22 protein-coding genes and 1 pseudogene are annotated in these 23,828 nt (G+C 62.6%); 9 read left to right on the forward strand and 14 right to left on the reverse strand.

The annotated features are described in order from the left end of the window. A pseudogene (locus CWS72_RS12380) lies at nt 1-99 on the forward strand (IS5/IS1182 family transposase); the annotation flags it as partial. Nucleotides 100-187: 88 nt separating this feature from the next. Here the strand turns inward: CWS72_RS12380 and CWS72_RS12385 are convergent. After that, nucleotides 188-919 carry a TetR/AcrR family transcriptional regulator gene (locus CWS72_RS12385; RefSeq protein WP_199175664.1) on the reverse strand — a complete coding sequence of 244 codons (732 nt, stop codon included), beginning with the start codon at nt 917-919 and terminating at the stop codon, nt 188-190. Nucleotides 920-1,277: 358 nt separating this feature from the next. On the opposite strand from CWS72_RS12385, the gene CWS72_RS12390 reads away from it, so the two are divergent. The 4 genes from CWS72_RS12390 to shiA all read left to right on the forward strand — a co-directional run bounded on the left by CWS72_RS12390 (nt 1,278) and on the right by shiA (nt 5,861). Further along, entirely contained in the window at nt 1,278-2,645 is a 1,368-nt protein-coding gene (locus tag CWS72_RS12390) for an MFS transporter (RefSeq protein WP_101251033.1), read from the forward strand. Nucleotides 2,646-2,778: 133 nt separating this feature from the next. After that, the gene (locus CWS72_RS12395; protein ID WP_101250930.1) at nt 2,779-3,681 is read left to right on the forward strand and encodes a shikimate dehydrogenase; all 903 of its coding nucleotides are present in this window, start codon (nt 2,779-2,781) and stop codon (nt 3,679-3,681) included. A gap of 46 nt (nt 3,682-3,727) precedes the next feature. Then, nucleotides 3,728-4,171: a type II 3-dehydroquinate dehydratase gene (gene aroQ, locus CWS72_RS12400; protein ID WP_199175666.1), complete on the forward strand. Its 444-nt coding sequence runs from the start codon at nt 3,728-3,730 to the stop codon at nt 4,169-4,171. Between the two features lie 370 nt (nt 4,172-4,541). Then, complete coding sequence (gene shiA / locus CWS72_RS12405) at nt 4,542-5,861, forward strand: shikimate transporter (RefSeq protein WP_101250931.1); 1,320 nt, start codon at nt 4,542-4,544, stop codon at nt 5,859-5,861. Between the two features lie 364 nt (nt 5,862-6,225). On the opposite strand, the gene CWS72_RS12410 is transcribed toward shiA, so the two are convergent. Beyond that, complete coding sequence (locus CWS72_RS12410) at nt 6,226-7,245, reverse strand: LLM class flavin-dependent oxidoreductase (protein WP_101250932.1); 1,020 nt, start codon at nt 7,243-7,245, stop codon at nt 6,226-6,228. Nucleotides 7,246-7,379: 134 nt separating this feature from the next. Here CWS72_RS12410 and CWS72_RS12415 point away from each other — a divergent pair, with 134 nt between their 5' ends. The 3 genes from CWS72_RS12415 (at nt 7,380) to CWS72_RS12425 (ending at nt 10,094) form a co-directional block, all read left to right on the forward strand. Further along, nucleotides 7,380-8,000 carry a flavin reductase family protein gene (locus CWS72_RS12415; RefSeq protein ID WP_101250933.1) on the forward strand — a complete coding sequence of 207 codons (621 nt, stop codon included), beginning with the start codon at nt 7,380-7,382 and terminating at the stop codon, nt 7,998-8,000. Nucleotides 8,001-8,435: 435 nt separating this feature from the next. Further along, the gene (locus tag CWS72_RS12420) at nt 8,436-9,248 is read left to right on the forward strand and encodes an amino acid kinase family protein (RefSeq protein WP_101250934.1); all 813 of its coding nucleotides are present in this window, start codon (nt 8,436-8,438) and stop codon (nt 9,246-9,248) included. Nucleotides 9,249-9,260: 12 nt separating this feature from the next. Next, nucleotides 9,261-10,094, forward strand: coding sequence for an amino acid kinase family protein (locus tag CWS72_RS12425; RefSeq protein WP_101250935.1), 834 nt, complete (start codon nt 9,261-9,263; stop codon nt 10,092-10,094). A gap of 284 nt (nt 10,095-10,378) precedes the next feature. Here the strand turns inward: CWS72_RS12425 and CWS72_RS12430 are convergent, their stop codons facing one another. From CWS72_RS12430 to CWS72_RS12460, 7 genes are all read right to left on the reverse strand, one after another. Next, nucleotides 10,379-11,203: a quinoprotein dehydrogenase-associated SoxYZ-like carrier gene (locus CWS72_RS12430; protein ID WP_158240628.1), complete on the reverse strand. Its 825-nt coding sequence runs from the start codon at nt 11,201-11,203 to the stop codon at nt 10,379-10,381. A 41-nt stretch (nt 11,204-11,244) separates the two neighbouring features. Next, nucleotides 11,245-12,192: a quinoprotein relay system zinc metallohydrolase 2 gene (locus tag CWS72_RS12435; RefSeq protein WP_101250937.1), complete on the reverse strand. Its 948-nt coding sequence runs from the start codon at nt 12,190-12,192 to the stop codon at nt 11,245-11,247. Nucleotide 12,193: 1 nt separating this feature from the next. After that, nucleotides 12,194-12,568: a hypothetical protein gene (locus CWS72_RS12440; protein ID WP_101250938.1), complete on the reverse strand. Its 375-nt coding sequence runs from the start codon at nt 12,566-12,568 to the stop codon at nt 12,194-12,196. After that, nucleotides 12,565-13,248: a hypothetical protein gene (locus tag CWS72_RS12445; protein WP_101250939.1), complete on the reverse strand. Its 684-nt coding sequence runs from the start codon at nt 13,246-13,248 to the stop codon at nt 12,565-12,567. The genes CWS72_RS12440 and CWS72_RS12445 overlap by 4 nt, the downstream gene beginning before the upstream one ends. A gap of 76 nt (nt 13,249-13,324) precedes the next feature. Further along, nucleotides 13,325-13,927, reverse strand: coding sequence for a hypothetical protein (locus CWS72_RS12450; protein ID WP_101250940.1), 603 nt, complete (start codon nt 13,925-13,927; stop codon nt 13,325-13,327). Continuing rightward, the gene (locus CWS72_RS12455) at nt 13,924-14,901 is read right to left on the reverse strand and encodes a PQQ-dependent catabolism-associated beta-propeller protein (RefSeq protein ID WP_101251035.1); all 978 of its coding nucleotides are present in this window, start codon (nt 14,899-14,901) and stop codon (nt 13,924-13,926) included. The genes CWS72_RS12450 and CWS72_RS12455 overlap by 4 nt, the downstream gene beginning before the upstream one ends. A 31-nt stretch (nt 14,902-14,932) precedes the next feature. Next, nucleotides 14,933-16,069 carry an ABC transporter substrate-binding protein gene (locus CWS72_RS12460; RefSeq protein ID WP_158240629.1) on the reverse strand — a complete coding sequence of 379 codons (1,137 nt, stop codon included), beginning with the start codon at nt 16,067-16,069 and terminating at the stop codon, nt 14,933-14,935. Nucleotides 16,070-16,483: 414 nt separating this feature from the next. On the opposite strand from CWS72_RS12460, the gene CWS72_RS12465 reads away from it, so the two are divergent. After that, nucleotides 16,484-17,164: a response regulator gene (locus tag CWS72_RS12465; protein WP_101251036.1), complete on the forward strand. Its 681-nt coding sequence runs from the start codon at nt 16,484-16,486 to the stop codon at nt 17,162-17,164. Here CWS72_RS12465 and CWS72_RS12470 read toward each other — a convergent pair. The 5 genes from CWS72_RS12470 to CWS72_RS12490 form a co-directional block, all read right to left on the reverse strand. Further along, nucleotides 17,106-17,837, reverse strand: a complete 732-nt coding sequence (locus tag CWS72_RS12470; protein ID WP_158240630.1) for an ABC transporter ATP-binding protein — start codon at nt 17,835-17,837, stop codon at nt 17,106-17,108. The genes CWS72_RS12465 and CWS72_RS12470 overlap by 59 nt on opposite strands. Next, nucleotides 17,815-18,609 carry an ABC transporter permease gene (locus CWS72_RS12475; protein ID WP_241911706.1) on the reverse strand — a complete coding sequence of 265 codons (795 nt, stop codon included), beginning with the start codon at nt 18,607-18,609 and terminating at the stop codon, nt 17,815-17,817. Before CWS72_RS12475 ends, CWS72_RS12470 begins: the two co-directional genes overlap by 23 nt. Continuing rightward, nucleotides 18,606-19,586: an ABC transporter substrate-binding protein gene (locus CWS72_RS12480; RefSeq protein ID WP_101250943.1), complete on the reverse strand. Its 981-nt coding sequence runs from the start codon at nt 19,584-19,586 to the stop codon at nt 18,606-18,608. Before CWS72_RS12480 ends, CWS72_RS12475 begins: the two co-directional genes overlap by 4 nt. A 397-nt stretch (nt 19,587-19,983) precedes the next feature. Beyond that, complete coding sequence (locus CWS72_RS12485; RefSeq protein WP_158240631.1) at nt 19,984-22,629, reverse strand: NahK/ErcS family hybrid sensor histidine kinase/response regulator; 2,646 nt, start codon at nt 22,627-22,629, stop codon at nt 19,984-19,986. 1 nt (nt 22,630) lies between these two features. After that, entirely contained in the window at nt 22,631-23,791 is a 1,161-nt protein-coding gene (locus tag CWS72_RS12490; RefSeq protein WP_101250945.1) for an FIST N-terminal domain-containing protein, read from the reverse strand. Nucleotides 23,792-23,828 lie beyond the last annotated feature (37 nt).

The raw sequence follows: 23,828 nt of genomic DNA on the forward strand, positions 1-23,828 counted from the left end.
CTCAAGCAATTTCGCGCCATTGCGACACGGTTTGACAAAACCGCACGGAATTTCCTCGCCGCCGTTCACCTGGCCGCCTCTGTCGTCTGGCTTAATTGAGGACACGCCCTAAGGATTGCGCGGAAATAATTCGTCTTCCCTGATGTTTTGAGCGATGTCCCCATCTCCGCCTTCGCGGGTTCATGTTTCAGGCGTCCGTACCGGGGTGTTCGTCATCGCTGCAGAGATAGCAGAGGATAGTGTTGCGGATCATTTTCTTATGTCGTTCCGAGGTTTCCGCGTCGGTGAGATCGCAGTCGAAAATGACCGAAAAGGTGTGCATGTTCGATACCCGGTAATAACACAGGCTGATGATCATCAGATGCAGGTCGAGCGGCCGCAGCTTTCGCCGAAAGGCTCCTTCGGCATAGCCTCGTTCAAGAATTCGGGAAACGCTATCCAGAATATTGCTGTTCAGTTCCTTCACGTTTCTGGATTGCTTTAAATACTGCGCGTAATTCATGTTTTCGCTGCTGATGATGCGAACGAAATCCGTGTTTTCCTGTTCATAATCGAACGTGAAGTCGACCAGGCGGCACATGGCGAGTTCCGGGGACAAATGGTCGAGTTCGAGCGTGGTCTCCATGGCCCGGATATCGGCATAGGCCTGTTCGAGGGCGGCGACGTAAAGTCCCTCCTTGTTGCCGAAATAATAATAAATCATCCGCTTGGCGGTCTTGGTGCGGGCGCCGATGTCATCGATGCGGGCGCCGCTGAACCCCTTTTCGGCAAATTCGATGCGCGCCTCGCGCAGGATTTCCCGCCTGGTGCCGTCCGGATCCAGTTTGCGCCCGCGCTTCGACCGGCGGGAGGGGGGCTCCTGCCTGGCGTTGTCATTCATCGAGGGTTTATTGTCGGGGTCGGACGTGATTCTGATCATGCAAATGATCAAACTGCCTGGGTTTGCGTCCGTCAATGGCTTATCGCCGCATGTCCGGGATGATCGCTTTTCCACATCGACCCGAAAAATTGCGATCTTTAAACTGGAATCAAATTCTAATTTGGTTCAATCTCCCAAAAATAAGATGGAAAAATTGGTCCATCTTTGGCGCCGGCAGTTGGACGGAATTTTCCGTCCTTCTTTATAGGCGAAAGTTGGACGGAAAATTCCGTCCTTCATTTGAGTTGAGGAGGCGATCACCCCGGCCGAGTTGGCTGCTGTAAATATCAATATAAAAACAGGATTTGAAATCCCATCAAATAAATAAAGTGTTGAGGAGGAAACAATGTCGACACAAATGACGGGTAGTGCAAATCGACTAAATCTACAAGAATTATTAAACAAGAGTGCGGTAAGCGCCTTTCAATGGCGCGTCGGTCTTCTTGCGTTCAGTGTCCTTGTTTGTGACGGGTTCGATATCGTCGCTATCGGGTTTATCCTGCCCTCGTTGATCAATGACTGGCATGTTACCCGCGAAGCGCTGGGGCCCGCCCTCGTCGCCGGACTGTTCGGCTTGGCCACGGGGGCCTTTTGCGGGGGGCCGATTGCCGATCGTATCGGCCGGCGGAAGGTCATCATCGGCTCCGTCATGTTCTTCGGCATCATGAGCTTTGCCACCGCCTGGTCGACCAGTCTGACCATGCTCGTGGTCATGCGGTTCCTGACGGGATTGGGTCTGGGCGCATCGCAACCGAACACGGGAACCTTGATGGCCGAGTTCGCTCCCTGGCGGCATCGTTCCGTCTTCGTCACTTTGACCTATTGCGGCTTTACCGTCGGGGCCGCCGCGGGTGGTTTCCTGAGCGCCGGCATGCTGGCGTCCTACGGTTGGCCGTCGATTTTGATCGTCGGCGGCATCGTGCCGATGTTTTTTGCGGTCCTGTATTTCTTCTTCCTGCCGGAATCTCCCCGCTTCCTGTCCCTGCATCCCGACCGGCACCGGGACCTGTGCGCGATCGTCAACAAGATCGCTCCCGGTACGGCTGGTCCCAATACCCAGTTCGTCAACGAGGCCGTGGTCAAAAGCAAGGTGCCCTTCGTCAGGATCGTCACCCCTCCCTACCTCTCGGTGACCGTCCTGTTGTGGCTTGGCGTCTTTTGCGCGCAGGTGACCGTTTATCTGATGAACAGTTGGTTGCCGACCCTGATTAAGGACGTCGGCTTTAGTGTCGGCGATGCCGCCCTGATCGGCGCCATGGGCCAGGTCGGCGGCACCATCGGCAATATTTTCATCGGCTGGGCCATGGATAAGTGGGAACAGCATCGCGTGGTCTGCGTGGTGTTGTTCGTCGGCGCTCTCGCCGCCATCGCGCTCGGCGTCGCGGCCATGGGCGTGAAGCTCAGCCTGCCGATCCTGATGGTCATGATCTTCGTCATCGGCCTGACCACCAATTGTACCCATACCGCCTGGTATCCGATGTCCACCAACTTCTATCCGACGGAGATGCGGGCAACGGGAACCGGCTGGGTGACCTTCTTCGGTCGTCTCGGCGGAATCTCCGGGGCTTCCGTCGGCGCCGTGCTGCTGGCCTTCCATCTGACCATGGGAGAAATCTTCTGGTTCCTCTGCCTGCCCATCGGGGTCGGGATCATCGCTGCCTTCGTCAAGGGTCGTCTGACGAGGAAACAAGCGATCGGTCCCGCCGTTTCGGTGGCAGCCCACTGAGCGCATCGAGCCGGTCTGCCCGCTTGTGAAACTGTCCCCTCATCCGTCGCCGGGTGAGGGGGGAACGGGCGGACCTTCTCTTTCCTGAGCAAGGGAGCGCCCCTGTCAGCGGCGCTCATGCGGAGTAATCGTCATGCAGCCTGACCCTGCCATTTTAGTACCTTTCCCCGCCGACAGGAGCGGCCGTTCCTACTTGTGCGGGTTGCTGGGCAGCGGGATTAGAAAATCCCGCAGTCCCGATATCCACGAGACGGAAGCCGCCGCGCTCGGGCTTCGCCTGGTCTATCGCACGATCGACTTCGAAAGTTTCGGCGCAGGCGGCGAGGCGTTGCCCAACGTCCTGCAAGCCGCCGAACGGTTCGGCTTCGACGGGTTGAACGTCACCCATCCCTATAAGCAACTCATCTTGCCGTTCCTTGATGAAATGTCGGACATGGCGCGCGGCGTCGGCGCCGTCAATACGGTTGTCTTCCGGGGCGGTAAACGCATCGGCTACAACACCGACGCCTCGGGCTTTCTCGGCTGTTTTCATGACGGTCTGCCGGGGGCGGTCGTCGAGAGAATCGTCCAGTTGGGAGCCGGCGGGGCCGGTTCCGCCACATCGCACGCTCTTCTGCTGAGGGGTGGGGCGGGCAACATCGGCATCTATGACGTCGATGCGGCGCGCAGCGGGAAACTGGTGGAAAACCTCGTCCGGCATTTCGGCGAGGGCAGGGCCTACGTCATTCCCGATCTGAGTGCCCTGGCCGAGGCCGTGAAGAAAGCGGATGGGTTGGTCCAGACCTCGCCGGTCGGCATGAGCAGCCATCCCGGTCTGCCCATGCCGACCGCGTTGCTGCGCCCGGAAATGTGGGTGGCGGACATCATCTATTTTCCGGCCGAAACCGAATTGCTGCACGCGGCGAGAACCCTCGGCTGCCGAACGGTCGGCGGCGGGGCGATGGTAGTCCTCCAGGCCGCCGACGCATTCAAACATTTCACCGGTGTAAAGCCCGATATCGCGAGAATGTTGCGCCACTTCAACGAAGAAAATTAAAGAACAGTGCGTTCTGTTCTTGGTATGAGATAGCAGAGAGAGTGTAATGATGACGAAATCCATCCTTGTCCTGAATGGACCGAACTTGAATCTTCTTGGGACCAGGGACCCCAAGGTATATGGCAAGGTGACGCTCGCCGAAATCGAGAAAGACTGCATTCTTCGCGGAAAGGCGCTCGGCTACCAGGTCGAGTGTCGCCAGAGCAACCACGAAGGACAACTGGTCGACTGGATCCACGAGGCGAAAGGCAAGTTCGCCGCGATTGTAATGAATGCGGGAGCCTATACCCACACCTCCATCGCCCTGATGGATGCCATCACCTCCGTCGAACTGCCCGTGGCCGAGGTGCATTTGTCCAATATCCACAAGCGCGAGACTTTCCGGCATCTGTCCTATCTGTCGAAGGTGTCGGTCGGCATGATTTGCGGCTTTGGCGCCATCGGTTACCAACTGGCCCTGGAGGCTCTGGCCGATCATCTGGCCGCGTAATACCAAATCTCGGTGATCGCAACTGATCACCGAGCCCTCAATCGCCGGGCGGGGTGCCTCCGAAACCGTTGCTTGGCATTAACGGACGCCCTTCCTTCTCCGCAGGTCAGGCTCCCTGCGGAGGCCTGTTCCGTTCTTCAGACGACGGAATCGCGGTTCGCATGAGCCTCACTTGGCCGGACGGGAAACCGTCCGGCCTTTTTCGTCGGATTGAAGGATCGGCGGTGCCGCTTTTCATCGGCACGAAACCCGATGCCGATCGAATGTTCAGAAATTTTCTGGCAAACAATTAGAAAAAAAGAAGGCATGTGCGCTAAAAGACAAACCGGCGACACGTGGCGGGTCATAACAAATCTGGAGGAAACGCAATATGGCAACCGGCTCTTTGGCCTCAGGCGAGGGTCTCGTCTCGGAGCGAACACTTGCTGAGCGCCGTTCTCGGAAGGCCGCACTTGGAAGCTTCGTCGGCGCGATCGTCGATTGGTACGATTTCCTGCTCTATGGCATTACCGCCGCCATCGTCTTCAACAGCCAGTTCTTTCCCAACGTCAGTCCGACGGCGGGGACCTTGGCCGCCTTCGCCACTTTCGGCGTCGGCTTCCTTTTCCGGCCGCTGGGCGGCATCGTGTTCGGCCATTACGGCGATCACCTGGGGCGCAAGCGCATGCTGGTGATCACCGTCGGCATGATGGGAATCTGTACCGCCCTCATCGGCGTGCTGCCGACCTATGACCAGATCGGCTGGTACGCGCCTCTCGCCCTGGTCATCCTGCGGGCCCTGCAAGGTTTCGCGGTGGGCGGCGAATGGGGGGGCGCGGCCTTGATGGCCGTCGAGAGCGCGCCGGAAGGCAAGAAGGCCTTCTATAGCAGCGGCGTGCAGGTCGGCTATGGGGTCGGGCTGGTTCTGGCCACCGGCATCGTCTCGCTTCTCAGCCATGCGCTGGACAACGACGCCTTCATGTCGTGGGGGTGGCGCATTCCCTTCGTGTTCAGCATCGTCCTCGTCGCCATCGCCCTGTGGATTCGCATCACCATGGACGAATCCCGGGAATTCGTCGAAAAGGTCGGCGTCCATGGCGAGCGCAAGGTGAAGATTCCGGTGATCGCCGCGCTGCGCCAGCATCCCGAGGGCTTTCTGTTCATCATCGCGCTGCGCATGGCCGAAATGTTCAGCATGTACATCGTCACCGCCTTCGCCCTGGCCTATTCGACGAAAAATCTCGGCATGTCGCGGGATCTGTTTCTCAACATCAGCCTGCTGGTCGGCGCGATCAGTTGCGTGACGATTCCGATTTTCGCGGCGCTGGCCGACCGCTTCGGCAAGAAGCGCATCTATGTGACGGGGGCGGTGATCGGCGTGTTGTCGTCGGTTCCGTTCTTCCTCGCCCTCGAGGCCCGGTCCATCGTGTGGATCGTGGTCTTCTCGGTCATGCTGGCCAATGTCGCCCATGACATGGTAGTCAGCGTCCAGCAGCCCTTGTTCACCGCGTTCTTCGGCACTGAATACCGTTACAGCGGCGCCGGCGTCGGCTATCAGGTGGCCAGCGTCGTCTGTGGTGGTTTCACGCCCTTCATCGCCACCGCTCTGCTCGGCATCGACGGCACCTGGCATGCGGTTGCAGCCTATCTGGCCGGCGGCTGCCTGCTCTCGGTGGTCGTTTCCGTCAGCATGAAGATGAAACGGTCCTGACGGACTTAGGACTTGGGACGAAATAGTCACGTCCCCGTCCTGAGAGCCCGAGCGGCGTAAGAGGGGCAAAAGGGCGGGCACGCAGGTGCGGCAAAACTCGAAATCGTCATGCCCGGCCTTGAGCCGGGTATCCACGCCGTGCAACCTCTCAGGCTTAAACGGTTTAAAAAAATCATGTTAATTCAATAGACTGATCTCAATGGAAGCGCCTGTGCCGTCCCCCGGCGTGGATGGCCGGGACAAGCCCGGCCATGACGAAACTGATAATTGCTGCACCTGCGTTTTTGCCCCTCTTACCGAGCGGCGCTCCCGCCCGGCGAAGCCGGAGGCGCAGGCGTCATATAAACCTTAGGCTCTGGAGCGATTATTTCGCCCCAGAGCCTAAGGCGTTTTCGTCGAGACCGCGCAGGACCTCCGCCGCGATCGCGAAGGAACGCAGCCGCGCCTGATGATCGAAGATATGCCCGGTGACGATCACCTCGTCGGGGGTGGTCCGCCGGATGAAGTCGGCCAGGTCACGGGCGACGGTGGCGGCAGAGCCGACCGCCCGGCAGGCCAGTGAGCGGTCGACCATGGCCAGCTCGGCCGGCGACAGGACCTTCTCGATGGCTGGCACCGGCGGCGGCAGGGGACCGGGTTGGCCCCGGCGGAGATTGGCGAAGGCCTGTTGCTGCGAACTGAACAGGGCTTTCGCCTCCTCGTCGCCGTCGGCGGCGAAAACATTGACCGCCAGCATGACATGCGGGGAGGCCAGATAGCCCGAGGGTTCGAACCGTTCGCGATAGATCTGGACGGCGGCCATCATCTGCTCCGGCGCGAAATGCGAGGCGAAGGCGTAAGGCAGGCCGAGAGCCGCGGCGAGTTGCGCGCCGTAAAGGCTGGAGCCCAGAATCCACACCGGAACGGCCAGGCCTTCGCCGGGTACGGCGCGGACGGCTTGTCCCGGCTTGGCCGGCGCGAAATAATCCAGAAGCTCCAGAACGTCGCGGGGAAATTCATCGACGTCGCCGGCCAGATGGCGCCTGAGCGCGCGGGCGGTGATCTGGTCCGAACCGGGGGCGCGGCCCACGCCCAAGTCGATACGGCCGGGATAAAGCGCCTCAAGCGTGCCGAACTGCTCGGCGATGACCAGGGGCGAATGATTGGGCAGCATGACGCCGCCGGCCCCGACGCGGATGGACCTGGTGGCGCCGGCCACCGTTCCGATGACCACAGCCGTCGCCGCGCTGGCGATGCCCGTCATGTTGTGATGTTCCGCCAGCCAATAGCGCCGGTAACCCCAATCCTCGGCATGGCGGGCCAAATCGAGCGTGTTGTGAAGGGCCAGGGCGGCATTGCCGCCCTGAGTGATCGGAGAGAGGTCGAGCAGGGAAAAAGGGATCATCTCCTATCAAATAGGGCGGGGCGGGCGCTTTCCAAGATGCGGTGAGCCGATGGAACGGCTGCGAATTGTCTTGGCGTTCGGGAACTCCGACGCTTCAAATATCTCCTTCCCCTCCCAGCAAGGAGCATTCATCCGTGCCCGACGCCATTCACAGCTACGAGCCCAGGGCGGGCCATGGTCTGCCGCATGATCCCTTCAATGCCATCGTCGGTCCGCGGCCGATCGGCTGGATATCGAGCCGGGCCGGAAACGGTAATCTCAATCTGGCGCCCTACAGCTTCTTCAACGCCTTCAACTACATTCCGCCGATCGTCGGTTTTGCCAGCGTCGGGCGCAAGGATTCGGTGCGCAATATCGGGGAAACCGGCGAATTCGTCTGGAACCTGGTGACCCGTCCGTTGGCCGAGGCGATGAACCAGACCTGCGCCGCGGTACCGCCCGAGGTCAGCGAATTCGGGCTGGCCGGATTAACGCCGGTGCCATCCGACCTGATCGCGGTGCCGCGTGTCGGCGAAAGCCCGGTGAGTTTCGAGTGCCGTCGCACCCAGATCATCGAATTGCAAGGCGCCGACGGAAGCAGGGTGGGCACCTGGCTGGTCCTCGGCGAGGTGGTGAAGGTGCATATCGCGAAAGCGCTTCTGAAGGATGGCGTTTATGACACGGCCGCCGCCGGACATGTTCTGCGTGGCGGCGGACCCGCCGATTATTTCTCCATCGGTCCGAATCAGTTGTTCCGCATGCGCAGGCCCGCGTGAGCGGACGCCCATCATGAGCGAAAGCGAATTCGTCAAAATATGATCGACAGTCCCCAAATGGGGATATCGACGGGCTGTCTTCGGCTCTAACTTCATGGAGCATTGAATGTTTTCCCCTCCAAAAAACTCAGGCCCTCACTCCGGTGGGGGCTTTTTTTTGGGGGCGGTGATCGGTTCGGATCGTCGCTGGTCGGCATTGTCGAGTTTTCGGCCGGCTTTAGGGAACGTGGGGCTTCCCATGATACCGTTATAGCTTGAACCGTTATAACGAATTGAAATACAACGATTTTTTTAATTCTTCGATTGACGCGCCAGCGGGGATTGGTCATTTTCTCGTGCGTGCCTAGGTATGAAACGGCGCGTATGGTTTCTCGGTGGGGTTTGCCGGCCCGCCGGGCCGACAGGCATCGTAACAACGAAGGAGAGGACCCCCCCATGGCCAATACGACGGCAGAGCTCGAGGCGCTTCTCATGGAGCGATCCCTGACCGACGCGCAGTTGCAAACGGCGGCGGAGGCGGCGGCGGACTTCCGGATCCAGCCGGACGCGACGGTGATCAAGATCGGCGGGCAGAGCATTATCGACCGGGGCCGCGCGGGGCTCTACCCGCTCGTTGACGAGATCGCCGCCGCCCGCAAGACCCACAAGCTTCTTATCGGGACCGGCGCGGGCACCCGGGCCCGGCACCTCTATTCGATCGCGGCCGGGCTCAACCTGCCGGCGGGCGTGCTCTCGCAGCTCGGCGCCTCGGTTGCCGACCAGAACGCCGCGATGCTGGGACAGCTCCTCGCCAAGCACGGTATCTCGGTGGTCGACGATGTCGGGCTTTCCTCGGTGCCGCTCTACCTCGCCGAGGTGAATGCCGTGATCTTCAGCGGCATGCCGCCCTACAAGCTGTGGATCCGCCCGGCCCCCGAGGGGGTCATTCCGCCCTATCGCACCGACGCCGGATGTTTCCTCGTCGCCGAGCAGTTCGGCTGCAAGGCGATGATCTATGTGAAGGACGAAGACGGTCTTTATACCGCCAATCCGAAAACATCGAAGGGTGCCACCTTCATCCCGAAGATCTCGGTTGACGAGATGAAGGCGAAGGGGCTGCAGGACTCGATCCTGGAATTCCCGGTGCTCGACCTGCTCAAGTCGGCACGCCACGTCCGCCAGGTGCAGGTCGTCAACGGCCTCGTCCCCGGCAACCTGACCCGCGCGCTCGCCGGAGAGCACGTCGGCACCATCATCACCGCGAGCTAGAGGACCACTGCCATGTCCGAATCCACCAATAGCATCAAGCACGTCGCTTCGCCGCTCGCGCGCCAGACCCTCCTCGACGGCGATCTTACCCGTCCCGTCGCCGGCGTTCGCCCGATCCGGCTCCTCCCCTGGCTGCAGGTCGTGAAGATCGGCGGCCGTTCCATCATGGACCGCGGCCGTGACGCCATTCTCCCGATCGTCGACGAGCTGCGGAAACTGCTGCCCGAGCATCGTCTGCTGATCCTGACCGGTGCCGGCATCCGCGCCCGCCACCTTTATGGCGTCGGCCTCGACCTCGGCCTGCCGGTCGGCTCGCTCGCTCCGCTCGCCGCGAGCGAGGCCGGGCAGAACGGCCACATTCTCGCCTCGCTGCTCGCGCCCGAGGGGGTTTCCTACGTCGAACATCCCACCATCTCGAGTCAGCTGGCGATCCATCTTTCGGCGGCTCGCGCGGTGGTGGGAAGCGCTTTTCCTCCTTATCACCACCACGAGTTCCCGACCTCGCGCATTCCGCCTCACCGGGCCGACACGGGCGCGTTTCTGCTCGCCGACGCGCTCGGCGCGGCCGGACTGACGATCGTCGAGGACGTGGACGGGGTTTACACCAGCGATCCCCACGGCCCCGGTGGTGAGAAGGCGCAGTTGATCCGCGAGACGAGCGCCGCCGATCTGGTGGAGTTCGAGGGCACGTTGCCGGTGGACCGTGCGCTTCCCGAGGTGATGGCGAATGCCCGCCATATCGAGCGCGTGCAGATCGTCAACGGGCTCGTTCCGGGCCGGCTCACCGCCGCGCTGCGTGGCGATCACGTCGGAACGATCATCCGTACCGGCGCCCGCCCGCTCTGATACGAGTGGCTCCGGCGGCGTTAGGATAAACCCTCGCCCGCTTTGCGGGAGAGGGCGGCGAGCGGAGGCGAGCGGGTGAGGGGGGCTTAGCGTCCGCGCGACATAAAGACTTGCTTGTTTCCGCACACTTTTTCCGCGCGTCCGCGCGTAAATCCCCTCACCCCGCTCGCTTACGCTCGTCCCCTCTCCCTCAAGGGGCGAGGGGAGATTTTTCTTAATCCGAGCGCCGCCGATGCCTCTCGTGTCTATCCAAGAAGGCTCGATGCCGGCCTTCCGCTTGGCCGTCAACGCCCCGCCGGTCCCACCGCCCAGCTTCCGGAGAAGGTCTGGTCCAGGTTGTCCCTCGCGCTGATCTTCAGGGTGGCTGGGCCATGGGGCAGATAGAAGAAACGGAAATGCGGATCCTCGCTCAGCGAGATGTCGGCGTCGATGGCCAGGACCGGCTTGCCGTCCAGGGTGACGGCGATGGATTGGACATAGTGCGCCGGCAGATAGAGGCGGGTGATCTGGTCCATTTGCATGCCGGAATTGTTGGGGTGGCGGATCATCACTTGCGCGCGGTTGGGCACATCCGGCTGAAACGCGCCGATCTGCTGAAATCTCATTTCCCCCAGATGGCCGGCTTCGGCCTCGGCGTTCTTGCTCATCGGGGCTGAACAGCCTCCGGCCGCTTTCACATAGGTTCTGACGACGTAAGTCTTGCCGTCGTTCGTTTCGGCGACCGCATGGATATAGGTGTAGTCGTTGACCCTGAGCCTGGTTTCGATATCGGCCTGTCCGCTGTCCGGGGTGAAATGGAAAACGGCGGCCAGCGGCGCCGGATTCTCGTCGATGACCAGGCTGAGCGAAGTCACGTAGCGTTCGGCGGTCTGGGGAAATTTGACATGGACGCCGACCGGCACCAGGGCCGCTTCCACCGCCCGGGCCGGGGCTTGCAGTTCCAGGACGTCCGAGCCGTCGATCAGCGTTTTGCCTTTGAACAGGGCCGAGCGGATATCCTCCCAGCGGGCTTCGGCGGCGGCCCCGTCTTCGGCCACGGCTGGGCAGGGGACGGTCAATCCCGTCAGCAGAAGGGTCAGGACGGCGAGGACGGGCTTCGATGATCGCATTTCTGTTTCCTCCTGCTTCGCGAGAGGCATCCGTGGCCGGATTACTCCCATTCCAGTTCGGCGAAGGCGACGGCGACATTGCGCGGATGGACGGTCTCGAACAGGATCCAGTCGGCCTTGAGGTCCCGGCCGACGGTCCCGGTGGCCTCCGCGAGGCTGACGCCATTCTTCAAGGCCGTGCGCACCTCGTCCGACAAGCCGGTCAGATAGCGCAGCAGCGGGTCGGTGGCGTCCGGCCAGGCAACAGTGGCCGGACCGTGACCGGGTACTGCGCGGGCGGCCGGAATGGCGCGCAGTTGCTCCAGCCGCGCGATCCAGCCGCGCAGGCTGCCGTCGATGGTCGGCATGCGCCGGCAGAACAGCAGATCGCCCAGGAACCAGCTATCCGTCCGCTCGTCGCGCACCGTCATATCGCAATCGGTATGGGCGGGGGGCCATGCCTGCAACAGCAGCCGCCGGTTGCCCAGGTCCAAGCCCAGGCTGTCCGTGACCGCCAGATCGGGCGGCACCACCGCCGATCCGGCCGCCACCTCTCCCAGATCGCGGTCCAGGGTTTGCCGGTAATAGGCGCCGCGGTCCTTGAGGGCGGCGGCCATGCGCTGATGTCCGACGATGCGGGCAACGGGAAAGGCCGCGTTGCCGAAAATATGATCGGGGTGGAAGTGGGTATTGATCACATAGGCGACGGGGCGGTCGGTGACGCGGCGGACGGCCGCCAGCAGGGCCTTGCCCTCCCGCAGGCTGCCGCCGCTGTCGATGACGGCGGCCGCCTGATCTCCGACGATGAAGCCCAGATTGGCGATGTCGCCCCGATTGGCCGGCGTGGCCTCCTCGTAGGGGGCCTGATGGACGAATACGCCGGGGGCGATTTCCCGCATTTCCAGGGGGGTGTCGCCGGTGCTCGCGCGGGCGATGCCGGCGAAGGGCAGGGCCGCCAGTCCCTGCAGGACCCGCCTTCGACCGATCTGTCGGTTTCCTTTTCCGTTCATGTCAAAAGCACGTGAGGTCGGCGTCGGCCTGGGCGCGGTGCAGTTTTTCGATCAACAGCTTCAATTCCGGGGGATCACGGAACAGGCCGACCCGGCCGCCGACCCCGCCGCCCGCCTGCATGCCAAGCGCGGTCTGCGCCTTTTCATAATCGGCGAAGGGCATGGTCCGGGCGATGGCGTCGATGGCGCAGGAGCATTTCAGCAGGGCCATGCGGCTGTTGCCGTTGGCCGCCATGCAGCCCAGCACGTAATCGGCGCGCTCGGCCGTGGGGTAGTCGTTGATCTTCTCCGTCCGCTGCGCGGCTGCGGCCGTGCTCGCCGCCGCGCCGAACAGCCAGAGCAGGACGAGCCCCGCCGCTCGCCAAGCGGCTTTCATGGCTGTTTCCCGGCGAAGGTCATCACTTCGTCGATGCCCGCCGCCCCGGCGGATGGCGGCGCGTGCGAACTGATCTGGTAGAGCGTGCCCGGAACCTCGGCACTCAGGACGAAACGGTAGCTCTTGCCGGCGACGGTGGGCAGTTCGGTCAGCGCCGGATCGTCGCGGAACGGCGTGATGTCGATTTCGGTGGCGGGGGCCGTCCGGCCTTGAAGGTCAAGAGTGATTTGGCTGACCTGCGCGCCGTCGAGAAAGGCCCGGCGGATGCGGTTGCGGAAATAGGTTGCCGGCCGGCCGGTTTCCTGGCGCATCTCCAGTACGTCATGTTCCAGGAAAAACATCAAAAGGGGATTGCCGTGGAACCCGCTCACCGGCGGCGTCGGCATCCGCCGGTCGCCGCTCAGGAAGTCGGTCCACACATCTTTTCCGCCGTTGTCGCGAAGCGTCCGGATGTCGGCGCTCACGCGGTCATCGTAGGTTCGCGCCGGATCGCCTTGGCGGACGAAACTGTAATCGAGGCGGACCGGCGCCGTGATGTTGCCCAGATGGTCGCTGTCGAACAGGGCGATCTGTGCGGGTGTGTCAGGCGGGACGACGGACGTTTCCGCCATCGCCGCCGCGGACGGCAACAGCGTGGCCAGACAAAACAGCCAACGGCCGGCGGATATACGTCTTGTCATGCGGCGTCTCCCTCGCTTGTCGTTTGATATCGGCGAACGGCACGGATCGACGGTTCGCCCCCATGAGAAATCCGTTTCAGCGGATACCCTCCTGCAGGGCCCGCACATAAGCCCCCAGCCGCTGGTCGAGTTCCGCCGGAATTTCACAGGCATAGCGCAGGGTGCGCTGCGCCTCGTAATAGGTCCTCTGGGTGAGGGTCCAGCGGTCCGTCAGCTCGGCGCTGGCGCCCTGGCCCGCCTTTTCCCGTTCGTTCGCCATCTCCGAGACCAGTCCGGCAAAGGTGCGCTGTCGCTCGGCCAGCATCTTGATATGCTCGATCACCCGCGTCCTGGCGGTGGCGTTCTCTTCGAGAAGCCCGGCGACGGCTCGTTTGATGGCGCGCGTGCGGTTCGGGGGGCGGGCCCGCAGGAAGCGGCCGATGGCCGCCAGCCCCTCGGCGAGGGGAACCTCGCGGGGCGAGATGGCGGCGACCAGGGGGGCGGCGGTGGGATCGCTCCGCCAGTCGCCGATGCCGTCGAGCGGCGGGCCGCTCCACACCATTTCCGCCGAGACCGACGGCACCAGGGCCTGCTCGCAGGGCCAGTCGGGATCGGAAGAGGGGGGCGCGGCAGCGGCCCGTCCGGACGGCAGGCCGAGCAGCGCGGCGAAGACGATGACCAGAATCATCCGTCCGGTCATGGCCGCACCACCACGCCCCAGGGCTGGTTGCCGACGGTGACCGATTTCAACACCCGCAGATTGGGGACATCGATGGCCGAGATGTCGTTGCTGACCCCGTTGGTGGTGAACAGCCGGCTTTCATCGTGATTGAAGGCCAGATTCCACACCCGCTGGCCGACCAGAAGATATTTGACCACCTCGAAGGTTTCCATATCGATCACGGCGACACGATTCGATGGCCCCAAGGCGACAAAAGCCCGTTTGCGATCCTTGGTCAGGGCGATGCCCACCGCCTGGATGGCTTGTTTGGGAACGCCCGGCACGGCGAAGCCGATCTTGTGAACGACCTGACGGGTGGCCGCGTCGATGACGCTGACGGTGCCGCCAATTTCCGAGGAAACCCAGACCTGCGCGCCGTCCGATGTCCATTCGGCATGCCGGGGGCGGCTGTCGACCAGGACGTTGCCGACCACCTGATGGCTGTCGTTGTCGACGAAATGCGCCATGTTGGTGGTTTCCGAGGTGTTGACCGTCCATTTGCCGTCCGGGCTGACCGCCATGCCCTCGGGCTCGACGCCCACGGGAATTTCGCCTTCGATGCGTCTTCCCGCGATGTCGACGATGGAAACCAGGCTGTTGTCTTCGTTGGAGACGTAGAGATGGTTGCCGTCCGGATGCAGGGCGAAGGTCTCGGGATCCGGTCCGCTCGGCAGCGGCGGCTTCAGGGTGTAGGTGTCGAGATCCAGAACGTCGATCCGGTTGTCGTCGCTGGCGCAGATATAAAGAAACTTGTGGTCCTTGGACAACAGGATGCCACGGGGGCGCTGCCCGACGCGGATCGTGCGGATGACGGCGAGGCTGTCGGCGTCCAGCGCGGTGATGCTGTTGCCCTTTTCGTTGGAAACCAGCACCGTTTCGCCCGCCGCCGCCGCCGTCCAGAACAAGGCGGCCAGGGCGGCGGAAAGCTCGGGGAGACGACGGCAGCATGGCATGTCCGGATCCTTTTCGCATGAGGGGACTGCGTTATCGCGCATGGCATCGGCTTTCCGGACGGTCCTGGCCAAGCGTGTCGAGACCCGTGGTCGGATGCAGGAAACCCGTCTGCGGCGAGACCGAAACCAGGACATGCGAGTCGGACAGCAGGATGGCCTGTCGCATCTGGCCGTCCCATGGACGAAAGCTCAAGGGTTCGCCTTTGTAACCGGGCAATTGGAATTGATCGCCGCGCACATAGGCGGCGATCCGCTCCGGCTCCGTCGAGGCGGTCCGCGTGGCGCCTTCTCCGACGGCGCGGACCGCCAGCCATGCCGCATAATCCCGCGCTTCCATCGGGCGGTTGAAACGGTGGCGGAAGCGGTTCTGCAATTGGCTGGCGCCCCATTCGTCGTGCGGCCGCGACCAGGCGGCGGGAACCAGTCCCTGGGTGCCGGCGACGGGACGCGGCAAGCTGGTCGCATAGGACAGATAGTCTCCGAACTGGGCATCTTCGTCGGCGACGATCAAAATGTCGTAGCTCACGCCCTGGGTGAACTCCGCGACCTGGGCGGCGACGGCGTAATGGCCGCTGTCGGAGCGTTTGGCGCCAGGGTCGAAGGTCCATGCCTTCTCGGCCGCCAGCCGGGCGCGAAATTTGGCGATGGACTGTTTGATCGCCGCGGCATAAGCCCGGTCGGCGTCGGTCGGGCCGACGACGAGGAAGATGTTCGGCCATTTCTTCGCGATCAGATATTCGATCAGCGCGTCGGCCAGCATGGCCCGGCTGGGCGCCGTATGCAGAATGTTCGGGCGGCAGTCGGCGCCGCGCAATTCGTCGTCCGTGGCGCGCACATTGAAGAGCGTCACGCCCTTCGCCTCGGGCAGGTCGGCCAAATCCCGCAGATCCTTCGCCGGCAGATCCACCAGGATCAGGCGCTGGCCTTCTCCCGTCAGGGCGCGGAACGCCGCCGGCAGGTCCCCGTCGGCCGGAAGTCTGGCGTCTTTCAGCAAGAAACGCTGTCCGACGAATTGCCCGGTGGTGTTGTCGTCGTCGATGGCCTGCGACGCCCCGTCGAAACCCAGGCCGGCGGGGTCGGTGGCCGGATCCGGCGATCGGCCGAGATAGGCGGCATTCACCGGTTGCAAGGTTTCCGCGCCAGCCGCATGACCGATGAGGCATGTCATGGCAAAGAGCAATATCGCCCGCGCGCAAACTTTGCCGATCACGCTATGTCGTCTCCCGATAGTTCGATGCCATGGATCTTTCAATCCAGCGACGATGCCTGGGTTATTCCCTCTACCAAAAGAAGAAATATTTCGTTTGATCATTAGTAAGCAGTCGTCGAGATTGTCCAATATATAAGAAAATTACAATGCTGCATTGCAGCAATAATTTTATGGTATCTGTTCCATATATTTCATCTGGAAAATAAGAGCTGTGCAACCGGTCTGTGTATAGACTTTAGGATGAGTGTGGTTATACGGTTTCCTGATCGATTCTTTCTCTAGATATAGGTGCGGCACTCTTGTTTTTTCTATTTCCCCACCCCAGGTCCTTGGGACAATGACCTAAAGAACAATAAGCTAGGGATGGGAGAGATGTCAGAAAACGACAGTGCGACCATATTGATTGCGGATGATCATCCGCTGTTTCGCGAAGCATTACAGAGGGTTGCCTCCGAGGTTTTCGCCGATCACGCCTTTTTCGAGGTCGACAGCTGCGACAAGGCCGTCGCGGCGATCGATGACGACAATCTCGAACTCATCTTCCTCGATCTCAACATGCCGGGAATGGACGGCTTCAACGGTTTGATGTCGCTGCGCAACGCGGCGCCGTCTGTTCCGATCATCGTCGTTTCGGCGACCGAGGACGTCGGGACCGTGCGCGAGGCGATCACCTACGGCGCATCGGGGTTCATTCCGAAATCCCTGTCCAAGGACGAGATGGTGGCGGCGGTGCGTCTGGTTCTGGACGGCGGCGTCTATACGCCGCCTACCGCCATCGGCGGTGGGCAGCGGCAAGCCATTCGCGTCGACATGAAACTCGCCGAGAGCATTTCCCAACTGTCCCATCAGCAACGCATCGTTCTGCAAATGCTGGTCAGCGGCCGACCCAACAAACAGATCGCCTATGAGCTCAATATCGTTGAAAGCACGGTGAAAGCCCATGTTTCGGCGATTTTGAGAAAACTCAAGGTGCATTCGCGCACCCAGGCGGTCATCAAGGCGGGCAAGATCCTCTCGCAAATGAACGATCAGTCGGCACGGCCGTCGATGTGAGGGTCGGCGCCGACGTCCGCGTCGGCATCGCCCTTTCATCGACGACGCGGGCCGGCGTTCCGCCCAGAACCAGCAGACGGTCGGCCATCTCCTCGGCGTCGCGGAGATCGTGGGTGACCATCAGCACGGACATGCGGCGGTTGGCCACCCTGGTCATCACGCTGGCTCGCAGCTTTCCGGCGGCCTCGTCGTCGAGCGAGGCGAAGGCTTCATCCAGCAAAAGCAGATCGGGTTCCGACAACAGGGCCCGGGCGAACGCGACACGGCGGGCCATGCCGAGGGAGAGGCGCGCGGGATAGACATCCGCCGCCTCGCTCAAGCCGACCTCGGCCAGGGCTTGGCGGGCGGGCGATGTATTTTTCGCGCCGTCGGCGAGACCCAGGGAGACGTTGGCCAGCACCGTGCGCCAGGGCAACAGCCGTGGAGTCTGGAAAACGATGCCGAGCCCGGGTGGCTGTCCGCCCGACCACTCGAGGCGGCCGTCGAAAGCCTGGTCCAGGCCGGCGACGATGGACAACAGGGTGGATTTTCCACAGCCCGAAGGTCCGGAAATGGCAAGTACTTCACCTACCGCCAATGAAAAATTCATGGCTCCGAGAACCTGCCGGCCATCCGGCCAATGCTTGGCGTGAAGCGAAAGGGAGAGCCGCTTAGCGTTGCCAACGACCGACATGGCGATCCACCCATGAGAGAAGCAGGACGTCGACCAACTGGATGGCCAGCATGAAACTGGCCGCATAGGCGAGAATCCGCGTCATGTCGAACATCTGGAAATAGACGTTGAGCTGAAAGCCGATACCGTCCGACCGCCCCAACAGTTCGACCAGCAGGACGATCTTCCAGACCAGCGACAGGCCGGAGCGCGCCGCCGCCAGGAAGAACGGCGCCAATTCGGGGATCAGAACGTCGAACAGCAGAGCTTTCCGCGGAAAGCGGAAGGCCCGGGCCATGTCCGCCAGATCGCGGTCGTGGCGGCGGCGGCCTTCCCGCAGAATCACCATCACATTGGGCAGCTTGGACAGCGTCACCGCCAGGATGGCCGCCGGTTCGCCCAGGCCCAGCCAGACATAGACGAGAATGGCCACCACCATCGCCGGCATGTTCAGAAAAAGCTGGAGCCAGGGATCGAGCCAGCGATTGAGACGCTGCGACGAGCCCATGGCGATGCCGAGAGCGCTGCCCGCCGTCATGGCGAGAAGGAAGCAGAGGGCGACACGGAGCAGGGTAACGCCGAGATGATGGAGCAGCGGTCCATGTAGCGTTTCGGCGACCAGCATTTCGAGGACGGCGAGGGGCGAGGGCAGCCGTGGACTGTTCAATCCGGACGCCAGCATCTGCCAGACGGCAAGGATCGAAAGGGCCGGCACCAGTCGGCCCGTCCGCGCCGTGATCGGCGGGTTCCTTCGCGGCCATCGAAGGGCGGGCAGCAGTCCGGCCGGCATCATGGCCGGTCCCCCGTCCAGAAGGTTCCGGCGGGAATGGTCCGGGCGCCGCCGGTCAAATCGTTACCGCCGGTTTCGGCCATCAGGGCGAGCAGCGTCGCGGTCTGGGAGAGGCCGGCCGGCGTCCAGGTCGGCACCAGGCCATGGCGGAAGCGGTCGCGCAGAGCGCTCAGCACGGCGTCGTTCTCGGCGGCGGTCAACGGGCCCAGTTGGCGCCATTCCTCGTCCGAGGACGCCATTACCGCGTCGGCCTGCCCGATGGCGGCCAGAAACGCCTGCAAGCCGCCCGGATGGCCGGAGATCCACAATTCGGAGATGGCGAATCCCAGCATGGGGACGGGATTGTCGAGCCCAAGTCCGGCGATGACGTCGGAAAGCGCGAAAAGGCTGCGGTAGCCCCGCAAACCGAGGCGGGCGGCGAACGGCCAATAGGTCAGCAGCGCGTCGATGCGTCCGGCTTCCAGTTCCTGCGAGAGAAGCGGGGGCGCGCCATAAACCGGCACCGCCCGCTGGGCCAGGTCCCATCCCAGGGATTTCCGGCTGTAGGCCCGGAGGAGTAGCCAGGATTTGTCGATGGGGCCGCCCGCCACGCCCAGACGCTTGCCGTCGAGGTCGGCCAGCGTCCGCACGGGAGAGTCGGCGGGAACGACGAGGTCGCCCAGGATGGCGTTATGCGGGACGAAGGTCAGCGGCTGTCCGGCCAGCCGTTGGCGGGCCACCCAAAGCCAGTCGGTCATGATGGCGTCGACGCCGCCGGCCATCAGGGCGACCTCGCCGGCGGCGGGATTGGCCAGTTCGACGCCGTCGATGACGATACCGTTGCCGCCGTCGAAATGATGCCGCCGGATGCTGTCCACTTCCCAGGCCGCCGTGCCATATTTGACCAGGCCCAGGCGCAGATGAAGCGCGTCGGCGGACGTCGCCGCCGGAGCGAGGGCGCAGAGCGCCGCCAGAACGAACAGGATGCGGATCACGGTCATGGGGGAAGTTTAGAAGCCCGCCCGAGCGCGCCAAATGAGACTTTAGGACAGGAAGCCGCCTAGGGCGCGAGGACATTTGGCAATTGGCCAGATTCTCTTCGTCCTCTTGATCGTTCCGGTGCGCTCCAGCTTTTGATGAACCACCAAGGCACCAAGACACCAAGGTGGCGGAGTGTACCGCTGGCATTTTTCCGTCCTGTCATCGGCTGTCGGCCGAATGCCTGCGGCGCAGACTGGCCGCCGCCGACTGATCCGAAAGACGCCTTGGTGTCTTGGTGCCTTGGTGGTTCAAAATATCAGGGGTTTCCTTTCATGCCATTGGGGAACCAGAGGCAACGGGAGAAGTCTTAGGGCGCCCCATCAAGGGGGCATGGCCGTCATGAATGTCCACACGCCACTAGTCGTGCGCTGTCAGATGAGCCAGCAGGGAACGCAGGCGGGCCGGTTTCAGCGGTTTGTTGAGCAGGTGGCAGCCGGCCCGGCGGATGGCGGCATGGACCTCGTCGGTGCGGTCGGCGGTAATGATGATGCCGGGGATGGGGAGCGCAAAGAGGGCCTGGATGGAGTGAAAGGCTTCAAGGCCGGTCGCGCCGTCATCGAGCTGATAGTCGGCAACGACGACCTGGGGCGGCTTGCCGGCGGCGCGCAGTTGCTGAAGGGCGCCTTCCTTGTGCTTGGCGATTTGCACCTCGCATCGCCAGGACTGTAACAGCGCCTTCATGCCTGCCAGTTCCCCGGGATCGTTCTCGATGACGATGACTGAGGTGTCGGCCACGCGATCGACGGTCGGCGGAAGCTCGAAGCCGGCGGCTTGCAGGCTGACCCGCTGTGGATTGCCGTAAGGCAGGACGATGCCGAACAGCGATCCCTTGCCGAGTTGCGAGCGGACGACGACCTGATGGCCGAGCCGGCGGGAGATCCGTTCGACGATGGCCAGCCCCAGGCCCATTCCCCGGTCATTTTCCCGCGATCCCGCGTCCAGGCGGTGAAATTCCTCGAAAACCGCGGTGAGTTTGTCGGGCGGGATGCCGATGCCGGTGTCCCAGACCTGGACCTCCACCCCATCGGGGCGGCGCCGGCACCCCAACAGGATCCGTCCCGAATGCGTGTAGCGCATGGCATTGCTGAGGAAGTTCCGCAAGATCCGCGTGATCAGGACCGGATCGGTCCGCACGACGGCCGAGCTGGAAACCCAGTGCAAGCCGAGCTGCCGGACCTTGGCCTGGGGTACATGTTCGTCGACCAGCGACTTCAAGATGCCGTCCAGGCGGAAATCGACGATGTCGGGAGTGTGGGCGCCGGCGTCGAACTTCGAGATGTCGAGCAGCGCGCTCAGCAGTTCGTCGACCGAGTTGAGGGCCAGGGTGACATTGGCCACCAGGTCACGGTTGCGCTCGGCCATGCGGGATTCGCCCAGGGCGGCGGCGAAGACGCGGGCGGCGTTCAGCGGTTGCAGAAGATCATGGCTGGCGGCGGCGAGGAATTTTGTTTTGCTCATATTGGCCTGCTCGGCTTCCGCCTTGGCGGCATGCAGGGCCTCCTCGGCCTGGCGTCGCTCCTCGACCTCCTGCTTCAGTTGCAGATTGAGCGTCGTCAGTTCCCGCGTGCGTTCGGCGACGCGCAGTTCCAGACCTTCCTTCGCCTCCTGGAGTTGCCGGGCGGCTTCCTTGCGTTCGGTGATGTCCTGGATGAGGGCGAAAAAGCCGAGCACCGTCCCATCGGGGCCGAAATGGGGAACGTAGGTGGCCAGGGCGTAACGGAATTTCTGATCCGTCGTGCTCAAATCGATCTCGAAGGTGGTGTTTCGCCCGCTCAAAGCCAGTTCGACATGGGATTGCCGCGCTTCATAAAGCTTCCGTCCCAGCACCTTGCTCATGGGCTGGCCGTTGATTTCGCTGCGTGGCCGTCCGAACCAGTCCTCATAGGGCTTATTGGTGAAACGGAAGCACTGCTCGGCGTCGACATAGGCGATCAGGGCCGGCAGCGCGTCGGTGATGACCCGGATGCGATGTTCGCTGTCCCTGAGCGCCCATTCCGAGCGCTTTCGTTCGGTGATGTCCGTATAGGTGCTGACGATGCCGCCGCCGGGCATGGGGCTCAGGCGGATTTCGACGACCCTTCCGTCGTCCCCCGTTTCCTCCATGCAAAAGGAATCGAAGTGATTGGGGTCCGAGCCAAAGCCGAAATAGATGAACAGGCAGCGGACCGCCTTGACGTGAATGAAGTCGCGGATGCTCTTGCCTGCGGCCAGTTCGCTTGACGGAAGCTTGAGGATTTCCAGGAATCGGTCGTTCCAGGCGACGATGCGCCGCTCCTCGTCGACCACCAGGATGCCTTGCGAAATGTTGTGGAAGATGGCCTGCAACAGAGTGTTCTTGACCGCCAGTTCGCGTTCGCGCTGACGTTGTTCGGACAGCTTCAGGGCGGTGATGTCGGTATAGATGGCGACGCTGCCGCCGTCCTCGGTCCGCTGTTCGTTGATCTGCAGCCAGCGGCCGTCGGTCAGTTTGACCACCAGCAATCCCTCCGGCCGCTCATGATACTGCAGACGCTGCTGGAGGGCTTCCTCACCGGAACCTTCCACGGTGTCGAAGAGGCCCAGGGACTGGGCGCGCCGGAGCAGCGCCGTGAAGGGAACGCCGGGTTTGATCATGTCGGTCAGGCCCGGCCAGAATTCACGGTACTTGCCGTTGCACATGACCAGACGGTCATTGGCGTCGCAAAGAACGAATCCCTCGCTGATCGATTCGATGGCCACCGTCAGGCGGACCCGGGCGGTTTCGGCTTCCTCCTTGGTGAAGTGCAGGTCGCGGTTGATCTTGCCCAGTTCGCGCAGAGCGCTTCCCAATTCCTCGGTGCGGTCCCGCACCTGGTTTTCCAAGACGATGGCGGTTTGGAACAGGGAATAGGCGTTGCCCTGGAAATCCATGCTGCGCTCGACACGATCGATCAGCACCTGGTTGATCTTGCGCAGCTTGGCGTTTTCCCGCTCCAGTTCGGCGAGACGGCTCCAGGCTTCGTCGGAGGGGGGGCGCTGCGCCATGTCAGTCCCGCCGCCCAATAGCCACCCCCGTGAAGGTCTGGTTGACATGCATGGCGTGGAATTGCTCTCCATAGGTGTTGAATCCGACGACGTTGTTTTCGATCATCAGATCGGAAACGCGTTTGCCGATTTCCTTCTCGTCGAGTTCGATGCTTCTCAGGATGCAGTCGCAGCCGATGATCAGTTCGGGCGTCATGATCTGTCGGCGGATGTCTTCGAAGACCCGCGACAGATCCGTCTCGATGTTCATTCCCTTGGCGATGGTGAAGACGACGCCTTCGTCAATGGCGCAGAAGAAGGTCAGGCTGCCGTCGGCGTTGACCTTTTGGATGGAGCGGACATAGGGCATGTTGCCGACCCGCACGACGACGGGATAGTTGGCGAAGATCATCGGTGTCAGCCGGTCGGTGCTGACACCGACCCTTCGGGCGTATTCCTCGGCCGCCGGTTCGGCGTTGATCTCGCGGACCGTGCGGCGGGCCGGATCGGCCGCGGTGACGACCAGCTTTTCCCCGGAACTCGCGAATTGTTCCGTTTTGAAAACCCGGAACGGATGGTTGGTGGCGACCAGGACGAGGGCCGCCGAATGCCGGTGCCATGTGGAGTCCCATAAGACCCTGGTGGCCTTGAAGGCCAGTTCATCGGCGGCCGACCCGCCGAACAGGGGAATGGGACCCAATTCCCTGTGGATGGCGCTGACCACCGATTCCTCGCAGGCATCCAGGCCGTCGATGAGCAGCATGGCGAAGATCTGGTCGGCGGACAGTCCAGGTGCCCGGCCGCGCAGGTCGGCCAGGGCGTTCTGCACCAGATCGCGTCCGTCGGCCACGCTGAAGCTGCGGACATCCGGGATGCCACGGACGGCCGCATGGAAATCGGGGCCGGCGAGGCTCACTCCGGTGATGCTGCCATGGCGGTGGCCGAACGGGGTTATTTCTCCCGCCGTCGTGCAGGCGACAACGGGAACCTCCGGAAAGCGGCCGGCGATCTCACCGGCGAAGGCGTCGGAGGAAAGGGACGGCGAGCAGAACAACAGAACCAGGGCAAGATCCTGCTGCATGAGATCCGCGGCGATCTGATCGGCGGCCAGCGTGACATCGGTCGTGCTGGCCGCAGTGCGTCTGATCTTCTGATCGAGAATGTTCAGCGATGCGACGTTCATTTCCTGCCGTTCCGCTCCCGCCCATTTTCTCTCGGTC

It is taken from the genome of Telmatospirillum siberiense (genome assembly GCF_002845745.1).
Lineage (GTDB): Bacteria > Pseudomonadota > Alphaproteobacteria > Rhodospirillales > Magnetospirillaceae > Telmatospirillum > Telmatospirillum siberiense.